Origin of the sequence: Parafannyhessea umbonata, assembly GCF_900111255.1 — a bacterium.
In the GTDB taxonomy this organism is placed as follows: domain Bacteria; phylum Actinomycetota; class Coriobacteriia; order Coriobacteriales; family Atopobiaceae; genus Olsenella_J; species Olsenella_J umbonata_A.
The window spans coordinates 52,475-71,227 of sequence record NZ_FOGP01000002.1 but is presented as its reverse complement, the minus strand read 5'-3'; the positions used below and the strand labels follow the sequence as shown (position 1 = coordinate 71,227).

The window sequence follows — 18,753 nt, the reverse complement described above, 5'->3', positions numbered from 1 at the left end:
GGTCTCCCTAGTTTGCGCCGCAGCCAAGGTCGATGAGTTCGGTGAGCCCGTTGAGGCTCACCTTCTTTACCTCCACGGTGCCTATCGCGGTGGGAACCACGACGTTCACGCCGTCTCCGTGGCGCTTCTTGTCGTGCGTGGCAAAGTCGAGCAGCGTGTCGTGAGGTATCGCGGTGTCAGTGGGCAGGCCGTAGGCCGAGACGGCTTCGACGATCTTCTTGGCGACCTCGCTGTCGCACCAGCCCTTCTTTGCGCTCGCGCGGGCGATGCAGCACATTCCGGCCGCGACCGACGAGCCATGGCCCAGCTCGAAGCCGCTGGCCGCCTCGATGGCGTGGCCGATGGTGTGGCCGAAGTTGAGAATCTGCCTTAGGCCGCGCTCGCGCTCGTCCTGGTTCACCACGTCGCGCTTGATCACGATGTTTCTTGCGACGATGCGCGCGATGTAGTCGCTGTCAGCCTGGTTGCCATTGAGTGGCGACGCGCCAATCTCGTCGAAGAGGGTGGGGTCTGCTATGACACCGTGCTTGATGACTTCGCCGCATGAGTCCGTGAAGAGCTCGGGGGTGAGGGTGTCCAGGCAGTCGATGTCGGCGATAACCGCGTGGGGCTGGAAGAAGCAGCCGGCGAGGTTCTTGCCTGCCTCGAGGTCGATCGCCGTCTTGCCGCCGACGGAGGAATCGACCATGGCCAGAAGCGACGTTGGGATCTGCACGACCTTGCATCCGCGGAGGTAGAGGGCACCGGCGAGCCCACCCATGTCGCCTGTAACGCCGCCTCCCAGGGCGACGACCACGTCGTCCCTGGATAGCTCGGACGCCGCAAGCCCCTCGAGTAGGTCCGCGAGGGTGTCGACGCGCTTCGATGCCTCGCCGGCCTCGAAGATCTGGAGCGTGCATGAATAGCCGGCGTCCGCAAGAGATCCCGCTACAGCGTCGGCGTACAGCGGGGCGACGTTCGAGTCGGAGATGATGCAGGCCTTGGTCCCGCCACATGCCTCGCGAACGATCTGCCCCGTCTCGTCCAGGATCCCCTGTCCCACGTGCACCACGTAGGAGCGTGAGGGCGTGTCTACGGGAATCGACCATGTTTCGCTCATCGCTTCTCGGCCTCCTTCTTGAGCCTGTCCCCCTCGGCCAGGAGCTCCTCGAGCCTCTGCGCGTCGTGGCTGTCCAGTGCGTCCTTGTATGCCTTGAGGTTGTCGATGATCGTGTCGATCTCTCGCGAGAGGTAGTCTGCGTTGTCGAGGAACAGCTCCGTCCACATGGGCGCGTTGAGCCGCGCCACACGCGTGAGGTCCTTGTACGACCCTGCCGAGAAGCCCTTGTGCATCTGGGCTGCGGGACTCTTCACGTACGCGTTGGACACGACGTGCGCGAGCTGCGAGGTGTATGCAATCTGCTGGTCGTGGAAGTCGGCGCTCGCGAGGGTGAAGGACCCGAAGCCACAGGGGGCGAGAAGCGCCTTGAGCCGCTCGAGCACGTCTGCGCGCTCGAAGTCATCCGCGTCGTCGGGCGCCACGACGACCATCGGAGCGCCGTGGAACATGTTCGCGCGGGAGTGCGCGTATCCAGAGTACTGCGTCCCAGCCATCGGGTGACAGCCGACGAAGGTCCAATCGTGCTGCGCGGCGATTTCGAAGCACTTGTCGCAGATGACGCGCTTGACGCCCACGGTGTCGATTACGAGCGCGCCGGGCGATATGAGGCCTTCCATGTCGCGCAGCCAATCGACGCTCACCTGGGGGTAGCCCGCAAGTATGATGAGCTCGCAGGTCCCGACGACCTCTTCCGTCAGCTCTCCGTCGATCGTGTCGATCATGGCGAGCTCGAGCGTGGAGCGCGTGCGATTCCAGGCGTACACCTCCTGCCCGCCCTGGTGCGCCGCCTTGGCGAACGATCCGCCCATGAGGCCCAGTCCCACGACGCCGACGCGCCCGGGGACGAAGGAGCGCTTTTCGCCCTTAGCCATGCGTTACTCCTTGTCCAGGTCTGCCGTGACGGCCTCACGGATGAGCGCGATGCGCTTCATGGCGTCGGCGAACTGGGCGGGAGTCAGGGCCTGGGCGCCGTCCGACCAGGCCTCCTGCGGACAGTTGTGGACCTCAATCTCGAGGCCGTCGGCTCCGGCTGCCGTCGCCGCGTAGGCGGCGGGGCGAACGTAGCGCGTGTAGCCTGTCGAGTGGCTGGGGTCGCCGACCACGGGCAGGTGGGAGAGGTGATGGAGCACCGGGATGGCGTTCACGTCAAAGGTGTTGCGCGTGCGCGTCTCGAAGGTGCGGATGCCCCTCTCGCAGAGGATGACGTTCTCGTTTCCCTCGCTCATGATGTACTCGGCGGCCATGAGGAGCTCGTCGATCGTGCCGGACATGCCTCGCTTCAGCAGGATGGGGGTTTTGGTCTTGCCGACCTCCTTGAGCAGCGAGAAGTTCTGCGCGTTTCGCGCGCCGATCTGCATGACGTCGATCTTCTTGTCGACGAACAGCTGAACGTCGCGCGGGTCCATTACCTCGGTGACGATGGGCATGTCGAGCTCCGCGGAGGCCTCGAGGAGAAGGTCGAGGCCCTTCTCGCCCATACCTTGGTAGGAGTAGGGGGAGGTGCGGGGCTTGTATGCGCCGCCGCGCAGCATGGTTGCCCCGGCGTCCTTGACGCAGCGTGCGATCTCGATCAGGTTCTTGCCCTCAACCGAGCACGGACCTGCCATAACCTGGAAGTTTCCTCCGCCGATCTTTACGCCGTGGCCGCAGTCGACGATGGTGTCCTCGGGGTGGAACTTGCGGTTCGCCTTCTTGAACGGCTCCGAGACGCGCCTCACGGTCTCGATGATGTCCATCGACTCGAGGAGGAACGGGTCGATCTGGGTGGTGTCGCCGATGATTCCGACGACGGTCTCGTTCTCGCCTCGAGAGACGTTGGTTCTGAATCCTCGGCCCTCGATCCACTTGACGAAGTGCTGAAGCTGGTCGTTGGTGGCCGACTCTTTAACGATTGCAATCATGGGCGTGCCTTTCTTGCTGTATACGCAGCTCGAATAAACCTGAGCCGATGCTACAACAAACAACGTTGGCACACCGTGCGGCACTAAAAGTGTTACGAAGGATGTAACGCGGCAAGCTTTATGCAGCTTCAACCGCAAATAATAAGAAATGGTGACCCCAGTGGGGTTCGAACCCACGACCTTTCGCTCCGGAGGCGAACGCTCTGATCCACTGAGCTATGGGGCCACGCGAAAAGTGATTATACTTCAACGCTCTGCCACGGGGGTCGTGATTGCTTGTCACTTTGCGATTCGCCCCATCGCGTACAATGTCCATCATGACATCGTGCGAGGAGGTCCGATGAACGAGGATATGCTCACGTCGACAGGGTATGAGGAGTGCGGCCTCACGCGCGAGGAGGTCGACCTGCGCGTATCGAGGGGTCTCACCAACTCCAACACTGACGTGAGGACAAAATCGGTCGCCCGCATCCTCGGCGAGCACGCTTGCACGCTCTTCAACGCGGTCAACCTTGCGATGGCTCTGCTCGTGCTTTCGACGGGTTCCTACAAGAACGTCGCCTTTGTGGCGGTCGTGGTCTCGAACCTCGTCATCGGCGTCACGCAGGAGATCCGTGCCAAGCGCATGGTTGACAAGCTCTCCATTATGACCGCCAAGGAGGTCCGCGTCATGCGCGCCGGAGAAGTGCGCGGCATTTCCGTTGAGGACGTCGTCCTGGATGACATGGTCCTCGTGTCCCACGGCGACCAGATTCCCGCCGACGGAGAGGTCGTGAGTGGGGAGGCGCTCGTGAACGAGAGCCTCCTGACCGGCGAGAGCGATGCCATCGAGAAGGCCTCGGGCTCGCAGGTGTTCTCGGGGTCATTCGTCGAGACGGGATCGGTCCGATACCGCGTGACGAAAGTGGGGCAGGACGGCTTTGCCGCGAAGATCAACGCGGAGGCCAAGTACGTGAAGCCGGTCTCGTCCGAGATCGTCGACACGCTCGACTTCATCATCAAACTCGGCACTTTCGCCCTCGTCCCCCTGGGAATCGGCCTTTTTGCGAGGCTCATGCTCTCGTCTCGCTTCGGCCACGACGCCGCGATACTCCAGACGGTCGCGGCGGTGATCGGCATGATTCCGCAGGGGCTCGTCCTTCTCACCTCGAGCGTCTTCGCAATCGCGACCACGCGCCTCGCCGCCCGCAAGGTCCTGGTTCAGCAGGCCTATTGCGTCGAGTCGCTGGCCCGCGTCGACGTCCTCTGCCTCGACAAGACCGGGACCATCACGACCGGCGCCATGGAGGTCTCCGAGGCCCGCGGCGAGGGGGCCGCGTCGGCCGCCTACACCATAGCCCGCGCCCTCGAGGCCGATGCGAACGAGACCTCGCGCGCCATCATCTCCTTTGGAGAGGGGCGTGGGCTCGTCGCCCAGGCCGCCGCCAGGACCGTTCCCTTCTCGTCCGCCACAAAGCTCTCGGGTTGCCTGACCGTGGACGGCCGCGCCCTGGCCATGGGCGCCGCGCAGTTCGTGCTCGCACGGGACTATTCCGCCCACGAGGAGGAGGTTCGCTCGTTCGGCCAGCTCTCGCGCGTGCTTGCGGTTTGCGAGTTCGACGGATTCGACGACGGGGGGCGCCCGCTGGGCCGTGCCCGCCTGATTGGTTATCTCGCCATCCAGGACGAGATTCGACCGACGGCCCGCGCGACCATGGAGTTCTTCAAGAGGCAGGGGGTCGACATCCGGGTCATCTCCGGCGACGACCCCTATACGGTATCGGGTATCGCGCGGGCCGTCGGCGTCCCCGGCGCGCAACGCTTTGTGGACGCGTCAACGCTTTCCGACGAGCGCGAGGTCGCGAGGGCCGTGGAGGAGTGCCGCGTCTTCGGACGCGTCACGCCGCAGATGAAGAGGTCGCTGCTGAGGGCCCTCAAGGCGCAGGGGCACGTCGTTGCCATGACGGGGGATGGTGTGAACGACGTCCTCGCGCTCAAGGAGGCTGACTGCTCGGTCGCGATGGCGGCGGGTTCTGCCGCGGCGCGAAACGTGGCCGAGATAGTGCTCGCCGACAACGACTTCGCCCACATGCCCGAGGTCGTTGCCGAGGGGCGCCGCTCGATAAACAACCTCGAGAGGTCGGCGGCCCTGTTCCTTATGAAGACCGTTTACACGATGGTGCTCGCCCTCATCTGCATCGCCATTCCGCCGTACCCCTTCATTCCCGTGCAGATGTCGCTCGTGAGTACCGCAGTGATCGGGGTCCCGTCGTTCCTGCTCGCGCTCGAGCCGAACCACGACCGCGTCAGGGGCTCGTTCATCCGCAACGTCCTGTCGCGCTCGCTGCCGGCCTCCGGGGCAGTCATCGCGTCGCTGTTCCTCACGATTCTCGTCGCGCGCATCCTTGGCTGGTCGGTGAGCGAGCTCTCTACCTGCTGCATGCTCGAGATGTTTGCGATCGGCACGGCGCTCATCTATCGCATATCGCTTCCCCTCAATCCCTTCAGGCTTTTCGTGCTGGCGGTCGTCGTCGCCATCGCTGTGTTGGGCTGCACCGTGTTCAGCTCGTTCTTCTCGGTCGGCGCTCCTACGTTAATTTCTGTTGGCGTTGCGCTCGCGTTGTCTGTTTCAGGCATATTCTTATTCGTTAGGACGTTCGCCGCCGTGCAGGAAGGGCGCGGGACGGCACATGCAATAGATCGAATCATCGCGAGAGTGGAGAGTCTCAATGCAGGCAAGTAACGATTTCTACCGTGCTGTAGTCCAGGCAAGAAAGCCCAGGCCTGTTGAGGTGTCTGGCGTAAAGCGCATGGTCTACGACGTCTCGTCCATTCCCGGGGCGTCATCCCTGCCGAGGGCCCTGGTCATTCTTCTCGAGAACTGCGTCAGGCGTGCCCAGAGCGACGAGGCTGCGGTCGAGCTCGCCAGCCGCGTCGTTAAGGCCGGCATGGCCGGCGAGCAGGGCGACGAAATCGAGTTCATGCCCGCCCGCGTCCTGTTCCAGGACTTCACGGGCGTGCCCGTGTTCGTTGACTTCGCGGCCATGCGCGACGCAATGGTCGAGCGCGGCGGCGATCCCGCAAAGGTCAGCCCGCGCATTCCCTGCACGCTCGTCGTCGACCACTCCGTCATCGCCGACTGCGCCGGAAGCCAGGACGCGGCCGACGCCAACCAGCGCAAGGAGGCCCGGCGAAACCACGAGCGCTTCGCCTTCCTCAAGTGGGCCGCGAACTCCTTCGACAACGTTCGCATCGTCCCGCCCGGAGGCGGCATCTGCCACCAGCTCAACATGGAGCGCTTCTGCGAGGTAGTGGGGACCGACGCCCTCGCGCAGGGCGACGTTCCCGTTGCCTGCTTCGACACGCTCGTGGGAACAGACTCCCACACCACCACCGCCAACGGCCTTGGCGTACTGGGCTGGGGTGTGGGCGGCATCGAGGCCGAGGCTGCGGCGCTCGGCCAGCCCATCTCCATGCTCGTTCCCCCCGTCGTCTCCCTCGAACTCACCGGCAAGCTGCGCGACGGCGTCGGTGGCATGGACCTCGCGCTGACCGTCGCACAGCTGCTTAGGTCCGAGGGCGTCGTCGGCTCTCTGGTTGAGGTCACCGGCGAGGGCGTCTCCACGCTCTCGGCCACGCAGCGCGCTTGCGTCTCGAACATGACGCCGGAGTACGGCGCCACCACGACGCTCTTTCCGGTCGACGACCAGGCGACCGCGTACCTCGAGCTTACGGGCAGGAACGCCGACGACATCGCCTTCACCCGCGAGTACCTCAAGATTCAGGGGGTCTGGGGCGCCTCCGAGGGCAGGACGTACTCACGCACCATCAAGCTGGACCTTTCGACCGTCGAGCTGAGCCTCGCCGGTCCTTCGCGCCCGCACGACCGCACCACGGTCGCGGGCCTCAGGGAGCGATTCGAGAAGGGCCTCGTCTCCCATGGCATTGAGGACCGCGACGCCCTCAGGACGGTCTCCGCTGGTGGCCAGGACTACGAGCTTGGCCACGGGACCATCGCTATCGCGGCTATCACGAGCTGCACTACGGCAACCGACCCCGCGATGATGGTCGCCGCAGGCATTCTCGCCAAGAAGGCAGTCGAGCGCGGGCTGAGCGCCAAGCCTTGGGTGAAGAGGATTCTTGCTCCTGGCAGCCATGCCACCTCGCTCATGCTCGACCGCGCCGGCCTTGCTCCGTACCTCGCCAAGCTCGGCTTCTGGACTTGCGGCTTCGGCTGCATGAGCTGCATCGGAAACTCTGGCGAGATCCTGTCCTCCCTTAAGGCAGTCTCGGGTGACCTTGAGCTCACGAGCATCCTCTCGGGCAACAGGAACTTCGAGGGACGTATCTCGCCCGACGTCAGCCAGAACTACCTCTGCCAGCCCGCTCTCGTCGTCGCCTACGCGCTCGTCGGCACCCTTGACGTGAACCTGGCCGAGAGTCCCGTCGGCCTTGACTCCGACGGCAAGCCCGTCATGCTCTCCGAGCTGCTGCCCACTAACGCCGAGATAGAGGCCGCCCTCGCCACTTCGCTCGACAAGGAGCTCTTCGTCGAGGGGGGCAAGGGCCTGTTCGAGGGCTCCCGCGAGTGGCAAGAGATCGACGCCGGCTCCTCCGACACCTTTGCCTGGGATCCCGAGTCCACCTACGTCCGCAAGGCGCCGTACTTCGACCTCGCCAAGCCAGCCTCTGTTCTGAGGGTGTCGGATGCTCGAGCGCTCGCCCTTCTCGGCGACTTCGTCACAACCGATCACATCTCCCCGGCCGGGTCCATTGCCGCGGACTCGCCCGCTGCCCGCTACCTCGAGGAGCGCGGCATCGAGCGCGACGCGTTCAACACCTACGGCAGCCGTCGCGGCAACCACGAGGTCATGGCACGCGGAACGTTCGCCAACGTTAAGCTTTCGAACTCCCTGGCCGAGGGTCGCAAGGGCGGATGGACAAAGAACTTCCTTTCCGGCAAGGTCGAGAGCATCTTCGACGCGGCCGAGGCCTATCAGAAGGCCGGCCAGGATCTGGTCGTCGTCGCCGGCAAGCTTTACGGCTCCGGCTCTAGCCGCGACTGGGCCGGCAAGGGCCCCGCGCTGCTTGGCGTGAAGGCCGTCCTCGCCGAGAGCTTCGAGCGCATCCACCGCTCGAACCTCGTCCAGATGGGCGTACTCCCGCTCCAGTTCGAGGAGGGACAGAGCGCTGCCTCCCTGGGCCTTGACGGCACCGAGCACTTTGACATCGAGCCCGTCGACGTCTCGGATGGCCTTCCCAAGAGCCGCAAGACCCACGTCGTCGCCCGTCGCGAGAACGGCGAGAAGGTCGAGTTCGATTGTGTCGTCAGGGTGGATACGCCCATGGAAGGCGGCTTCCTCTCCGAGGGGGGTATCCTTCCTTTCGTCCTTAATCAATTGTCGGCGTAGGTCGCCGTTCGCTCGTCACCTAAGGGTTGGTTGCCTTGATATGTCCCAACTGCGGCTCTGACATTCCCGATTCTTCACTCCGCTGTCCGGCGTGCCACGCCGAACTGGATAGGACTACGACGATACCGAAGCAGTCGGGCTCCTGGTGCACCAACTGCGGTGCCCTCATGCCCTCGGACCAGCCTGTGTGCCCGGAGTGTGGCATGCCCAACCCGAACTACGTTGCGCCGGCGCCCGAGGGTGACTCTACCGAGGACGGCTCCGAAGCCGCCGAGAAGGAGCGTACGACCGCCATTCCGCGCATCGAGAGCGCCGTGCCGGCCGATCCTGACGACGGTGCGTCGATTGTGCGAGACAGGCTCCCGAGGACTCGCGTCATCATCACCTCCCTCGTCGTCGGCGTCCTTGCGATGAGCGCCGTCGTCCTTGCGATCACGCACCCCTGGGACCCCAATGCTTTCGACACCAAGGCAAAGACCGAGGCCGACACGTCGATGGCGGGGTTTCCCGGCACGGTCTCCGAGCTTCAGGGACAGGACAGCAACGGCTCTTCTTCCGAGGAGGTCAAGAGCGGCGACCAGGCCACCTACGAAAAGCTCTCCGACGTCTACTCGAAGCTTGGCGAACTCTCGTCCAAGGTCGACCAGAACGAAGACCTCTTCAACCAGGTTGGCGCCTCGGGCTCGCTTGACGACCGCAAGAAGGGCAAGGCGGCGGCGGACGAGCTCTCCATCGAGATCAGCAATCTCATCTCGTCCATCGACTCGGTTGACGTGACCTCCGGAACCTATGCCGACGACGCCAACAACCTCAAGACGCTGGGGTCGTGGCTGCGCAACAGGATGGATGCGCTTTCCTCGGCGTGGGACGTCAGCGTCTCGTACGACGACGCTCAGGCCAACGCTGGCAAGATCAAGGCTCCGCTCTACAACTCTGATGGTGCCTCCGTCACGGAAAGCTATCGGAAGCTCTTCAACGACAGCTATTCCGGTTGGAAGCCCGCCGATAAAAACGGTTCCTAGTGCTTGGTCTGCCGAAAATGTGAAAGAATAGCTCTGCTGTTAAAATTAATCGGATGGTTATCTAGCAATTTCGTTGCTTTTCGCGGTTTTCCAGAAAGGGGAGAGGTGCATGGGTTTCTTTTCCGATCCGCTTTACACGCCCGAGTATCAGGTAGCTGGTGACGAGGTCGCGGTATTTGATACGAGCAAGGGCGTCATCCGCGTCAAGCTGGACTGCGAGGGCGCTCCCGTCCACGTCGCCAACTTCTGCGAGCTGGCGAGCTCCGGGTTCTACGACGACCTCAAGTTCCACCGCTATGTTCCCGGCTTTGTCATCCAGGGCGGCTGCCCCAACACCCGCGACATGAGCCCCGAGCAGGTTGCGGGTGGTAGGCCTGGCCCCTCCGGCATGCCCGGCACGGGCGGCCCCGGATACAGGATACGCCAGGAGTTCACGACGAACCCCAACAATAGCCACGACGACGGTGCGCTTGCAATGGCCCGCTCCCAGGACCCAGACTCTGCCGGGTCCCAGTTCTATTTCTGCCTTGGCCCGCAGCACATGCTCGACGGCGGCTACACGGTCTTCGGCTCCACGCTCGAGGGCATAGAGGTCGAGAGGGAGCTGCGTGCCGGCGACGTCATCAACTCGATCAGGATCGAGCACGCATAACATCGCACCATAATCGTCCCCACGAACGAGGAGAGATATGAATCAGCAGGCATTCGAATCAGGAAAGGCCGCCTACAAACAGGGTGACTTCCTGAACGCTGTCAACCAGCTTTCTCAGGCCAAGGACCCGGGTGAGGTTTCGGGCTCTGTTGACCACATCCTGGGCAACTGCCTCATGAAGCTCGGTCGCTTTGCGGAGGCCGCCGCGGCCTATGGCGAGGCACTGAGCGACACCTCCTATGGTCACTCTGGCGCTCTTGCCTGCAACAGGGGCAGGGCCCTCCTCGCCGCCAACAAGCCCCAGGAGGCCATTGCCTCGCTGACCATGGCGACCCGCGACAGTGACTACGCCACACCCTACAAGGCCTATGTTGCGCTCGGCAACGCCTACATGCGCGTCGGCAATGTCCGCGAGGCCGGCGTCGCCTACCGCAACGCCGCCATCGACGAGAGCAACCCCGATCCCTCCTCGTCGCTCCGCAACCTCGGCGGTTGCTTCATGCAGATGGGTCGAGCCGTCGACGCCGTCGAGGCCTATCGCACTGCCCTCGACTTCTCGACGCCCCTGGCCGACCAGAATGTTATCTACGGCGACCTCGGCCTTGCCTACGTCGCTGCCAACCGCATGAGCGAGGCCGTCGACGCCTTCAATCACGCAACCGCTGACGGCAGCTACACGCTTCGTCCCGAGGCCCAGGCTGCCTTCGACGCCGCCAAGCGCGCGGTCTCGGCTATCACCGGCGACGGCCCCTCCGAGACCGATGCTTTCCTTGCTGCCGCGGGCTACGGCACCGGCGCCATCGACCCCCTCGACCCGACGGGCTCGACTGGTGAGTTCATGCCGTCTCCCGAGGACACGGGCTTCTTCTCGGTGAGCGAGGAGGACCTCGTCGCCGCTGACAAGAAGGAGAGGAAGATTCGTCGCAAGAAGAAGCATCGCGGCCTGAAGGTCCTGATCTTCATCCTGGTCCTCCTTCTGGCGCTTGCCGGTGCCTGCGGCTTCGCTTACTACAAGGGTTACGGCTGGCCCACCCAGCAGTCCGTTGTCGAGTCGCTGTTCCAGACCAACGCCTCTGGCGGTGACGTGGCGTCGTTCCTTGACGGAAGCGTCTCGAGCGACTCCCGCTCCCAGATCGAGTCCGTGCTCCCCAAGAGCTCGACCAAGGTGAGCGTCGACGGTCTCGACCGCTCCATGAACTCCTCGACTGCCCTTGCCACCGCCTCCCTGGAGTCGGGCGGCTCGCAGTCGTACGAGATCAAGATGGTTCGAAGCGGTTTGGGTTGGAAGGTCACTTCCGTCGAGGCCGTCTATGCGTCTCAGAACTCCACCGCGCCTACGGCAAAGTCGACTTCCTCCGACTCCTCAAAGTCCGGGGATTCCGAGTCCGCCGACTCTGCCGAGACGAGCGCGACCTCCGATTCGAATTCAAGCACCACCACTGGCACCATTTCCAGCGAGGGCTAAACGTACTAGGCTAAATTGCGGCTCTGCCCGCTTACTGTTAGGGATAGGAAGAAATGTCGATTCTCGACTCTCTCTTTGGTGAGTATGACGGCGATCTTGCCATCGACCTCGGAACTGCCAACACGCTTGTGGCGGCCCGTGGCCGTGGCATCGTCCTCAACGAGCCATCTGTCGTCGCCATTGATAAGAGCGAGGACCGTGTTCTGGCGGTTGGCGCTGACGCTAAGAGGATGATTGGTCGCACGCCTGGCTCAATCATTGCAGAGCGCCCGCTCAAGGACGGCGTCATCGCCGACTTCGACGTCACCGAGGTCATGCTTCGCTACTTCATCGAGAAGGCCCGCGGCGCAAGCAGGTATCCTTGGTCCCCGCGCCCCCGCGTCGTCGTCTGCGTTCCCTCTGGCGTCACTTCCGTCGAGAAACGCGCGGTCTTCGAGGCCACCATCTCCGCCGGAGCGCGCCAGGCCTATCTGATCGAGGAGCCCATGGCTGCCGCTATCGGCGCCGACCTTCCTATCGAGGACCCCACGGGCTCTATGGTCGTCGACATCGGCGGCGGCACGACCGAGGTTGCCGTTATCGCCATGGGCGGCATCGTCGTCTCGCAGTCGATCAGGACCGCCGGTGACGAGTTTGACCAGACCATCCTCGAGCACGTCCGCGATGCCTACAACCTCTCGATTGGCGAGAGGACCGCTGAGGACATCAAGATCAAGGTCGGCTCCGCTGCGCCCCTTGCCGAGGAGTTGGACGTCGAGGTCAATGGCCGCGACGTCATGAGCGGCCTGCCCAAGAGCGTCAGAATCGAGAGCGAGGAGATTCGCAGGGCTCTCGACGGTCCGCTTGACGCCGTAACCAAGGCTGTCAAGGACGCTCTCGACGTCACGCCTCCTGACCTTGCCAGCGACCTCATGTACTATGGTGTCCTCCTCACGGGAGGTGGTGGACTGCTTCGCGGTCTCGACCAGAGGCTTCGCGAAGAGACGGGCGTTCCCGTCAACGTCAGTCCGACCGCGCTGGAAAACGTCGTTAATGGCTGTGCGAAGGTCCTCGAGGCGAATGCGCTGTCTGGTGGCTTCGTGCAAAGTGCAAATTAGAGGGTAAAAGCATGCCCAAACTATCGGGTAAGGGAACGGCGCCTTCCGGATTTCGTCGAAACGACTCGAGTTCCGGTGGCGCTCTTCTCGTGATATTCGTTGCTCTCTCGCTCGTCATGTTCACTATGAGCGTCAGGGAGAACGGAACTGGACTCTTTTCGGGTGTCAGGGGGGCTTTCTCGACGATTACGATGCCGGTCCGCTACCTCGGCGTGGCCGTTACCGCTCCGTTCAACGGGCTTGGCAACATCTTTTCGAACCTGACGGCTGACCAGGGGACCCTTTCGGACCTCAAGGCCGAGAACGAGGCCCTCAAGAGCAAGAACGCCGAGCTCGAGGAGGCCGAGCAGACTGCGACCAGGCTTCAGAACCTGCTTGCGTTGAAGAGCACCTACAACCTCCAGTCGACTGCCGCCCGCATCATCTCGGGGTCGAACGACTCATGGAGCGACACGGTCACTATCGACAAGGGAAGCTCGGCCGGGCTTGCCGTCGGAATGCCGGTCTCGGACTCCAATGGTGCTATCGGGCAGATCATCGAGTGCGGCGTGGCGACGTCCACCGTTCGTCTCATCACTGACGAGAATTCGAGCGTCTCGGCCATGATTCAGTCGAGCAGGGCCCAGGGCATGCTCAAGGGGTCGGCCGACGGTACGCTCCACCTCACCTTGATCAGCACCGACCAGAACGTCTCGGTCGGCGACACCGTGATGACCAGCGGTCTGGGCGGCGTCTTTCCCAAGGGGCTTCCACTGGGTACGGTTCAGAGCGTCAACAAGCCCGCAGGCGCGCTCTATTACGAGATCGTGGTCAAGCCCCTCTCCTCCACGGAGAGCTTCGAGGAGGTCCTCGTCATCACCTCTCTGACTGAGGACCAGCAGGCAACCAACGAGGACATTGCGTCGGCCGACTCGCAGGACTCCAGCAGCTCCGGCACCGGCAATGACTCCGAGTCGAATTCGGACTCCAAGGCTTCTTCGGACGAGTCCAAGAGCAGCGAGTAGGAGGGTGACATGCAGGTAAATGACAGCAACAAGAACCGTAGGAGCATGGTCCGGCTCGCCCTCGTATGCCTCTTCTTGCAGCTTGCACTTGCCCCGAACTTTGGCATTGCCAACGGGCGCATTAACTTCGGCCTCATCTATGCGGGCGTCATCGCGCTGACCATTGGCGGTCGCACCGGCGTCGTCGCGGGCTTCTTCGCGGGTCTCGTGTTCGATCTGTGCACGACGGGTCCTGTCGGGCTCATGTCGCTCCTTCTCACGGTCGCCGCCTTTCTGATGGGGATTGAGGTTCGCAACAGGATTGCCGAGGACTTCTCGGGATCCGTGGTCCTTTTCGTAATGTGCGCCTTCGTCGTGAGTGTCTTTTACAACCTTGCCATGTTCCTCGTTGGGCAGGGTGGCTCCATTGTCGACATGCTCTTCCTGAGGACGCTTCCCACATTCATTCTCACCGGTGCCGCCTTCGTGCCCTTTGCCCTAATCGCGGGAAAGGGCACGGCCGGAAGCTCCCTTGGTGGCGGGCTTGGGCCCGTGGGCAAGCATTCCATCAAGTACAGCCTTGGCAAGCGCTAGGAGCGCGTCTTGAGTCCCATCATCGTCATAATCATCGTCCTCGCGGTGATCTTGGTTGCGCTCATCGCCATCTTCCTGCTCTTTGGCCGTGGCGGCTCGCGATTCACGTTCGACATTGGTGGAGCCGCCCCCACTGCTGCGGGCGGGTCGGACATGTCCACCGAGACGGGCTTCAAGACGCGCCTGTTCGGGCTAGACGTGTTCGCCGGGTCGATCATCGCCGTCTTGCTGGGCAAGCTTTGGACCATGCAGCTCGTCTCGTCCGATGAGTACAGCGCCCAAGCCGAGTCGAACAGGACCAGGACCATATCGGTTGACGCCCCGCGTGGCAGGATTCTGGACCGAAACGGCGTGGAGCTCGTTAACAATCGCGCGAGCCTCACTGTCGCGGCCAAGTCCGATGTCGTGCAGGATGAGGTCGAGATGCAGCTGCTCGGCAACCTGATCGGCATGCCCAAGATGGCTGTCAAACGCAAGATCGAGAACTCCAGCGACGGCGCCCAGAGCCTGCGCACCGTCGCGGTAGACGTCTCCCGCCGGGTCGTTGCTTACATCGGCGAGCATCCCTACGTTTTCGAGGGCGTGAGCGTCGAGCAGAAGACGCAGCGCCACTACCCCCAGGGCAACCTCGCGGCCCACGTGCTGGGCTACGTCGGAACGGTCTCGTCCGAGCAGCTCGACGCCTCCAAGAAATCTGACTCCGAGGCGGCTATCTCGTACTCCTCCGGCGACATCGTCGGCCAGGCCGGCGTCGAGTACCAGTACGAGAGCGTCCTCCAGGGCGTTAAGGGCGAGCAGACCGTCTACGTCGACGCAAGTGGCGCCGTGTTGAGCTACTCGGGCTCGGTCGAGGCCCGCAGCGGCTCCGACATCGTCCTGACGCTGGACTCCAAGATCCAATCCGCGGCCGAGGAGTCGCTCCAGAGCTGGATCAAGAAGCGCCACGAGTCGGGGGCGCCCGACTGCTACGGTGGTGCCGCGATTGCGATGGACGTCACGAACGGTGAAGTGCTTGCCATGGCAAGTGCCCCGACCTTCTCGCCCAGCGTGTTCGTCGGCGGCGTGTCGAGCGACGACTGGAATCAGCTCTCGTCCGAGTCCGCGCACAATCCGCTGCTCAACCGCGCCGTTTCGGGCCAGTATCCCTCGGCGTCCACCATCAAGCCGCTCTCCACCTTTGCGGCGCTCGACTACGGTATCGCCAACACCGGTTCCACCTACAACTGCACCGGCTACTGGACGGGCTTCGGAAGCGGATTCGGCCAGTACTGCTGGCAGAGGTCGGGCCATGGCCTGATGACGCTCCAGACGGGAATCACGTTCTCGTGCGACGTCGTCTTCTACGAGATCGGCAAGGGCTTCTTCTACTCGGACACTCCCAACGGGCTTCAGGACACCTTCCGCAAGTGGGGTCTGGGGTCGAAGTCCGGAATCGACCTTCCCGCCGAGGCCTCCGGTCGCGTTCCCGATGCCGACTGGAAGTGGAACTACTTCACCTCGTCGGACGACACGGCGCGCTCCTGGCAGGGTGGCGACAACACGAACCTCGTCATCGGCCAGGGCGACATCCTCGTCACCCCGCTGCAGATGCTTTGCGCCTACGCGGGCATCGCGACGGGAGGGACCATCTGGCGCCCTCACGTGCTCAAGGGCGTCAAGGCGGCCGTTGGCGACGGATCTTCCGTCGACTACAAGACCGAGGTCGCCCGTACCGCAGATGAGGACTCGTCCTACATGGACCTAGTGCACCGCGGCCTGGTCGGCGTGGTCTACGAGGAGTCTGAGTCCCAGGCCGTCCACTTCACGAACATGTCGGTGAAGGTTGCGGGCAAGACGGGATCCGCGCAGACGTCGACCGAGCAGCCTACCGGCTGGTTCATTGCCTACGCACCCGCCGACGACCCAAAGTACGTGGTTGGCTGCGTGATGGAGAGCAGCGGCTTCGGTAGCGAGGGTGCCCTTTACGTCGTGCGAGACATCTTGGGCGCGCTGTACGATCAACCCGACACCGCCGCCGCGACCGGCGGGTCCGCGGACTAGGGGGGAGGAGAAGACATGGCAAAGCCTGCCGTAGACAGCAAGGTTGGCGAGGGAGGACTCGGGTCTTTCTCGGCCTTCTATAGCCATATCGTCGGCCGCCGCGCGCCACGCGCGAGCTCTGGAAAACTCAGCCGAGGCCCCTTCTTCCTTCCACAGCTCATACCTGCCCTGCTTCTGGTCGTGTATGGCTCGGTCGTTATCTACACGGCCTCGCTCACCATCGCTGACGCGTCCTTTGTGAGGCACCTGGTCGGCGTGGCCATGGGCGCAGCGGGTGCCCTGGCCATCTGGCACTACGACTACCGCGCCTTCGCCAACATGTCGAAGGCTCTGCTGATTACGGACGCTGTCCTCATGCTGCTTCCGAGCGTTCCGGGTCTGGGCTACTCGGCGCTTGGCATGACGGGCTGGATCAAGATCCCGCTCATCGGCATGACCTTCCAACCGTCTGAGCTCGCCAAGCTCGTCACCATCTACCTCATGGCGTCGCTCGGCGCCGAGTACAACGGCCGCATCGAGACGCTTCGCGACTACGTGAAGCTCTGCGCCATCCTCTGCATCCCGTTTGGGCTCATCATGACCCAGCCTGACCTGGGCACTGGCCTGATCATCCTCGTGACAGGCGCAGCCATCATCATCTGCTCGGGCGCGAAGCGCACATGGGTTCTGGTGACCATTGCCCTCATCGTTGTCGGCGCTGCCCTCATCGTCGCCACCTCGCTGACCGATGGCCTTCCGCATCTGCTCAAGCAGTACCAGCTCAAGCGACTCATCGTCTTCGTTGACCCCTCGGTCGACCCCGCGGGAGACGGATACAATCTCCAGCAGGCCAAGATCGCCGTCGGTTCCGGTGGGTTCTTCGGCAAGGGCTTTGGCAACGCTACGCAGGCCGGAAGCGGCTTCCTCCCCGAGGCACACACCGACTTCGTTTTCGCCCTTCTCTCCGAGGAGTTCGGCTTCGTCGGGGCCGTCGCCCTGCTCGCCCTGTTCGGTGCGATGATCTTTACGACCGTCGGCATGGCCCAGCGCATCGACGCGCCCTTCGGCAAGCTCGTGCTCGCCGGCGTTGCGACGATGTGGTCGTTTCAGTTGCTCCAGAACGTGGGCATGTGCATTGGCATCATGCCCATCACGGGCATCCCCCTGCCCTTTATCAGCTTCGGGTCTTCGTCGATGCTTGCCCAGATGACCGCTATCGGCATGGTACAGTCAGTCTGGCACCATAGGCCCAAGGCAGCGTAGCCGGGCAAGGTGCCTTGCGTTTGTACTTGGTTTGCGCGCGCAGCAAAGGGGTGTGTCATGGCACGTAAGAGCAGGGTTTCCCTGGGTAACGTCTTCGACGTCATAAATGCCGGCGTCGATTCCGAGCGACTGAGGTCGGCAAGCGTCTCCGTCTTGCTCGTCGTGGACCACGACAGCCAGATGGACCTCGCGCTTGCCCTCAAGAAGGCCTTCGTCCCCCTGCAGTCCACAACCTGCGTGAGGGTTGCGCCCTCCGACGAGTTGCCGGGCGACCCCTCGGCCTTCGACGCGGCGATAGTGCTTCCGGGCGCCAACTCCGCGCGGTCGACGTCCTCCGTCACCTTTCTTGTTCGCTGCGGCGTGCCCGTCGCCTTCGTTGCCGAGTCGAGTCTCGATGCCGAGGATTTCCTCGAGGGGCTTCCGCAGGCGGCTCGCCCGCTTCTGAGCTGCGTTTTTGCCTCGGGTCCCGATGCCCTTCTGGACAAGCTCGCCGACTGGCTCGTAGAGGTCGTGGACGAGAAGGGCATTGCGCTGGCGGCCGGCTTGGCCTTCTGCCGTAATGCGGAGGTCAGGCGCCTCGTCAGTGCATGCGCGCTCGAGAACGCAGCGGTGGGAGCGGTCGACTTCATCCCCGGTGCGGACTTTCCGGTCATGACCGTCAACCAGGCGCGTCTTGCCCTCAACATCGCCGCCGCGTACGGTCAGCCCATTGCGCTCGACCGCGTGTCCGACCTGGGTGCCGTTTTGGGCGCGGGCTTCCTGTACCGCTACGTTGCCCGCACGCTCGTCGGGATGGTCCCGGGGATCGGCTGGGCGCTCAAGGGCGGCGTCGGCTACGCGGGTACGTTCGCGACGGGCAAGGCGCTTGCACTTCGCTATGACCCTGACGCCAGACGCATGGCATCGAGCTTGGCCGACGGCCTCTCCCGCGCAAGGGAGAAGGGCGTGCATGTGGCCTCGGCGGCCGCAGGAGCGCTGACTGACCTGTCCCGTGCCCTGGGCAAGGCGCCTGCTGCGCCCCAGCGCCCGCCACGGCGTCTGTCGCTCCTGGCGCGCGGCGGCTCCGGGAGGGATGGCCGCATCGACCCCGTCCACGTCGAGTTCGTCTCTCCGTCCGGCAGGCCCGCGGCGAAGGCCGACGATTTCGCCGACGCCGACGCCGACGGCGAGTCGGGCTCCTCGCGATCCACCAGCTACGTCGTGCTCGAGAGGCCCGTCCCCAAGCACTTCCGCCCGGGCGAGGCCCACGAATAGAAGCAAGGAGAGAT

Annotated in this window: 14 protein-coding genes, 1 tRNA gene and 1 pseudogene; 12 read left to right on the top strand and 4 right to left on the bottom strand. The window is 63.6% G+C overall.

From position 1 onward, the window contains the following. Positions 1-7 precede the first annotated feature (7 nt). The 4 genes from aroB to BMY31_RS03030 all read right to left on the bottom strand — a co-directional run bounded on the left by aroB (position 8) and on the right by BMY31_RS03030 (position 3,226). Positions 8-1,099, bottom strand: coding sequence for a 3-dehydroquinate synthase (gene aroB, locus BMY31_RS03045; protein WP_091008195.1), 1,092 nt, complete (start codon positions 1,097-1,099; stop codon positions 8-10). Next, positions 1,096-1,971, bottom strand: a complete 876-nt coding sequence (locus tag BMY31_RS03040; protein ID WP_091008192.1) for a prephenate dehydrogenase — start codon at positions 1,969-1,971, stop codon at positions 1,096-1,098. Before BMY31_RS03040 ends, aroB begins: the two co-directional genes overlap by 4 nt. 3 nt (positions 1,972-1,974) lie before the next feature. Beyond that, positions 1,975-3,000, bottom strand: a complete 1,026-nt coding sequence (gene aroF / locus BMY31_RS03035) for a 3-deoxy-7-phosphoheptulonate synthase (protein WP_078686802.1) — start codon at positions 2,998-3,000, stop codon at positions 1,975-1,977. 149 nt (positions 3,001-3,149) lie between these two features. Continuing rightward, positions 3,150-3,226: transfer RNA gene (locus BMY31_RS03030), tRNA-Arg, on the bottom strand. A gap of 114 nt (positions 3,227-3,340) precedes the next feature. On the opposite strand from BMY31_RS03030, the gene BMY31_RS03025 reads away from it, so the two are divergent. The 12 genes and pseudogenes from BMY31_RS03025 to BMY31_RS02975 all read left to right on the top strand — a co-directional run bounded on the left by BMY31_RS03025 (position 3,341) and on the right by BMY31_RS02975 (position 18,739). Further along, a complete protein-coding gene (locus tag BMY31_RS03025) occupies positions 3,341-5,722 on the top strand; it encodes an HAD-IC family P-type ATPase (protein WP_257612368.1) in 2,382 nt (793 codons plus the stop codon). Beyond that, positions 5,709-8,390, top strand: a complete 2,682-nt coding sequence (gene acnA, locus BMY31_RS03020) for an aconitate hydratase AcnA (protein WP_091008191.1) — start codon at positions 5,709-5,711, stop codon at positions 8,388-8,390. The genes BMY31_RS03025 and acnA overlap by 14 nt, the downstream gene beginning before the upstream one ends. A gap of 26 nt (positions 8,391-8,416) precedes the next feature. Then, positions 8,417-8,581 (top strand): annotated as a pseudogene (locus BMY31_RS09035) (zinc-ribbon domain-containing protein); the annotation flags it as partial. A 12-nt stretch (positions 8,582-8,593) separates the two neighbouring features. Further along, positions 8,594-9,412 (top strand): hypothetical protein, encoded by an 819-nt coding sequence (locus tag BMY31_RS03015; RefSeq protein ID WP_257612367.1) that lies wholly within the window; start codon positions 8,594-8,596, stop codon positions 9,410-9,412. Between the two features lie 109 nt (positions 9,413-9,521). Next, on the top strand, positions 9,522-10,064 hold the full coding sequence (locus tag BMY31_RS03010) for a peptidylprolyl isomerase (protein ID WP_078686798.1): 543 nt from the start codon (positions 9,522-9,524) through the stop codon (positions 10,062-10,064). 37 nt (positions 10,065-10,101) lie between these two features. After that, positions 10,102-11,529 (top strand): tetratricopeptide repeat protein, encoded by a 1,428-nt coding sequence (locus tag BMY31_RS03005; RefSeq protein WP_091008184.1) that lies wholly within the window; start codon positions 10,102-10,104, stop codon positions 11,527-11,529. 53 nt (positions 11,530-11,582) lie between these two features. After that, entirely contained in the window at positions 11,583-12,626 is a 1,044-nt protein-coding gene (locus BMY31_RS03000; protein ID WP_078686796.1) for a rod shape-determining protein, read from the top strand. Positions 12,627-12,637: 11 nt separating this feature from the next. Beyond that, the gene (gene mreC / locus BMY31_RS02995; RefSeq protein ID WP_091008181.1) at positions 12,638-13,630 is read left to right on the top strand and encodes a rod shape-determining protein MreC; all 993 of its coding nucleotides are present in this window, start codon (positions 12,638-12,640) and stop codon (positions 13,628-13,630) included. Between the two features lie 9 nt (positions 13,631-13,639). Beyond that, positions 13,640-14,203, top strand: a complete 564-nt coding sequence (gene mreD, locus BMY31_RS02990; RefSeq protein WP_078686794.1) for a rod shape-determining protein MreD — start codon at positions 13,640-13,642, stop codon at positions 14,201-14,203. A 9-nt stretch (positions 14,204-14,212) separates the two neighbouring features. Then, positions 14,213-16,243 (top strand): penicillin-binding protein 2, encoded by a 2,031-nt coding sequence (mrdA, locus tag BMY31_RS02985; protein WP_091008177.1) that lies wholly within the window; start codon positions 14,213-14,215, stop codon positions 16,241-16,243. A gap of 15 nt (positions 16,244-16,258) precedes the next feature. Continuing rightward, a complete protein-coding gene (locus BMY31_RS02980; RefSeq protein WP_078686792.1) occupies positions 16,259-17,485 on the top strand; it encodes an FtsW/RodA/SpoVE family cell cycle protein in 1,227 nt (408 codons plus the stop codon). 57 nt (positions 17,486-17,542) lie between these two features. Continuing rightward, the gene (locus BMY31_RS02975; RefSeq protein ID WP_091008174.1) at positions 17,543-18,739 is read left to right on the top strand and encodes a hypothetical protein; all 1,197 of its coding nucleotides are present in this window, start codon (positions 17,543-17,545) and stop codon (positions 18,737-18,739) included. Positions 18,740-18,753 lie beyond the last annotated feature (14 nt).

Coding starts and splice junctions, on each gene's coding strand:
- aroB (WP_091008195.1), bottom strand. CDS start 1,099: ATGAGCGAAACATGGTCGATTCCCGTAGACACGCCCTCACGCTCCTAC.
- BMY31_RS03040 (WP_091008192.1), bottom strand. CDS start 1,971: ATGGCTAAGGGCGAAAAGCGCTCCTTCGTCCCCGGGCGCGTCGGCGTC.
- aroF (WP_078686802.1), bottom strand. CDS start 3,000: ATGATTGCAATCGTTAAAGAGTCGGCCACCAACGACCAGCTTCAGCAC.
- BMY31_RS03025 (WP_257612368.1), top strand. CDS start 3,341: ATGAACGAGGATATGCTCACGTCGACAGGGTATGAGGAGTGCGGCCTC.
- acnA (WP_091008191.1), top strand. CDS start 5,709: ATGCAGGCAAGTAACGATTTCTACCGTGCTGTAGTCCAGGCAAGAAAG.
- BMY31_RS03015 (WP_257612367.1), top strand. CDS start 8,594: ATGCCCAACCCGAACTACGTTGCGCCGGCGCCCGAGGGTGACTCTACC.
- BMY31_RS03010 (WP_078686798.1), top strand. CDS start 9,522: ATGGGTTTCTTTTCCGATCCGCTTTACACGCCCGAGTATCAGGTAGCT.
- BMY31_RS03005 (WP_091008184.1), top strand. CDS start 10,102: ATGAATCAGCAGGCATTCGAATCAGGAAAGGCCGCCTACAAACAGGGT.
- BMY31_RS03000 (WP_078686796.1), top strand. CDS start 11,583: ATGTCGATTCTCGACTCTCTCTTTGGTGAGTATGACGGCGATCTTGCC.
- mreC (WP_091008181.1), top strand. CDS start 12,638: ATGCCCAAACTATCGGGTAAGGGAACGGCGCCTTCCGGATTTCGTCGA.
- mreD (WP_078686794.1), top strand. CDS start 13,640: ATGCAGGTAAATGACAGCAACAAGAACCGTAGGAGCATGGTCCGGCTC.
- BMY31_RS02980 (WP_078686792.1), top strand. CDS start 16,259: ATGGCAAAGCCTGCCGTAGACAGCAAGGTTGGCGAGGGAGGACTCGGG.
- BMY31_RS02975 (WP_091008174.1), top strand. CDS start 17,543: ATGGCACGTAAGAGCAGGGTTTCCCTGGGTAACGTCTTCGACGTCATA.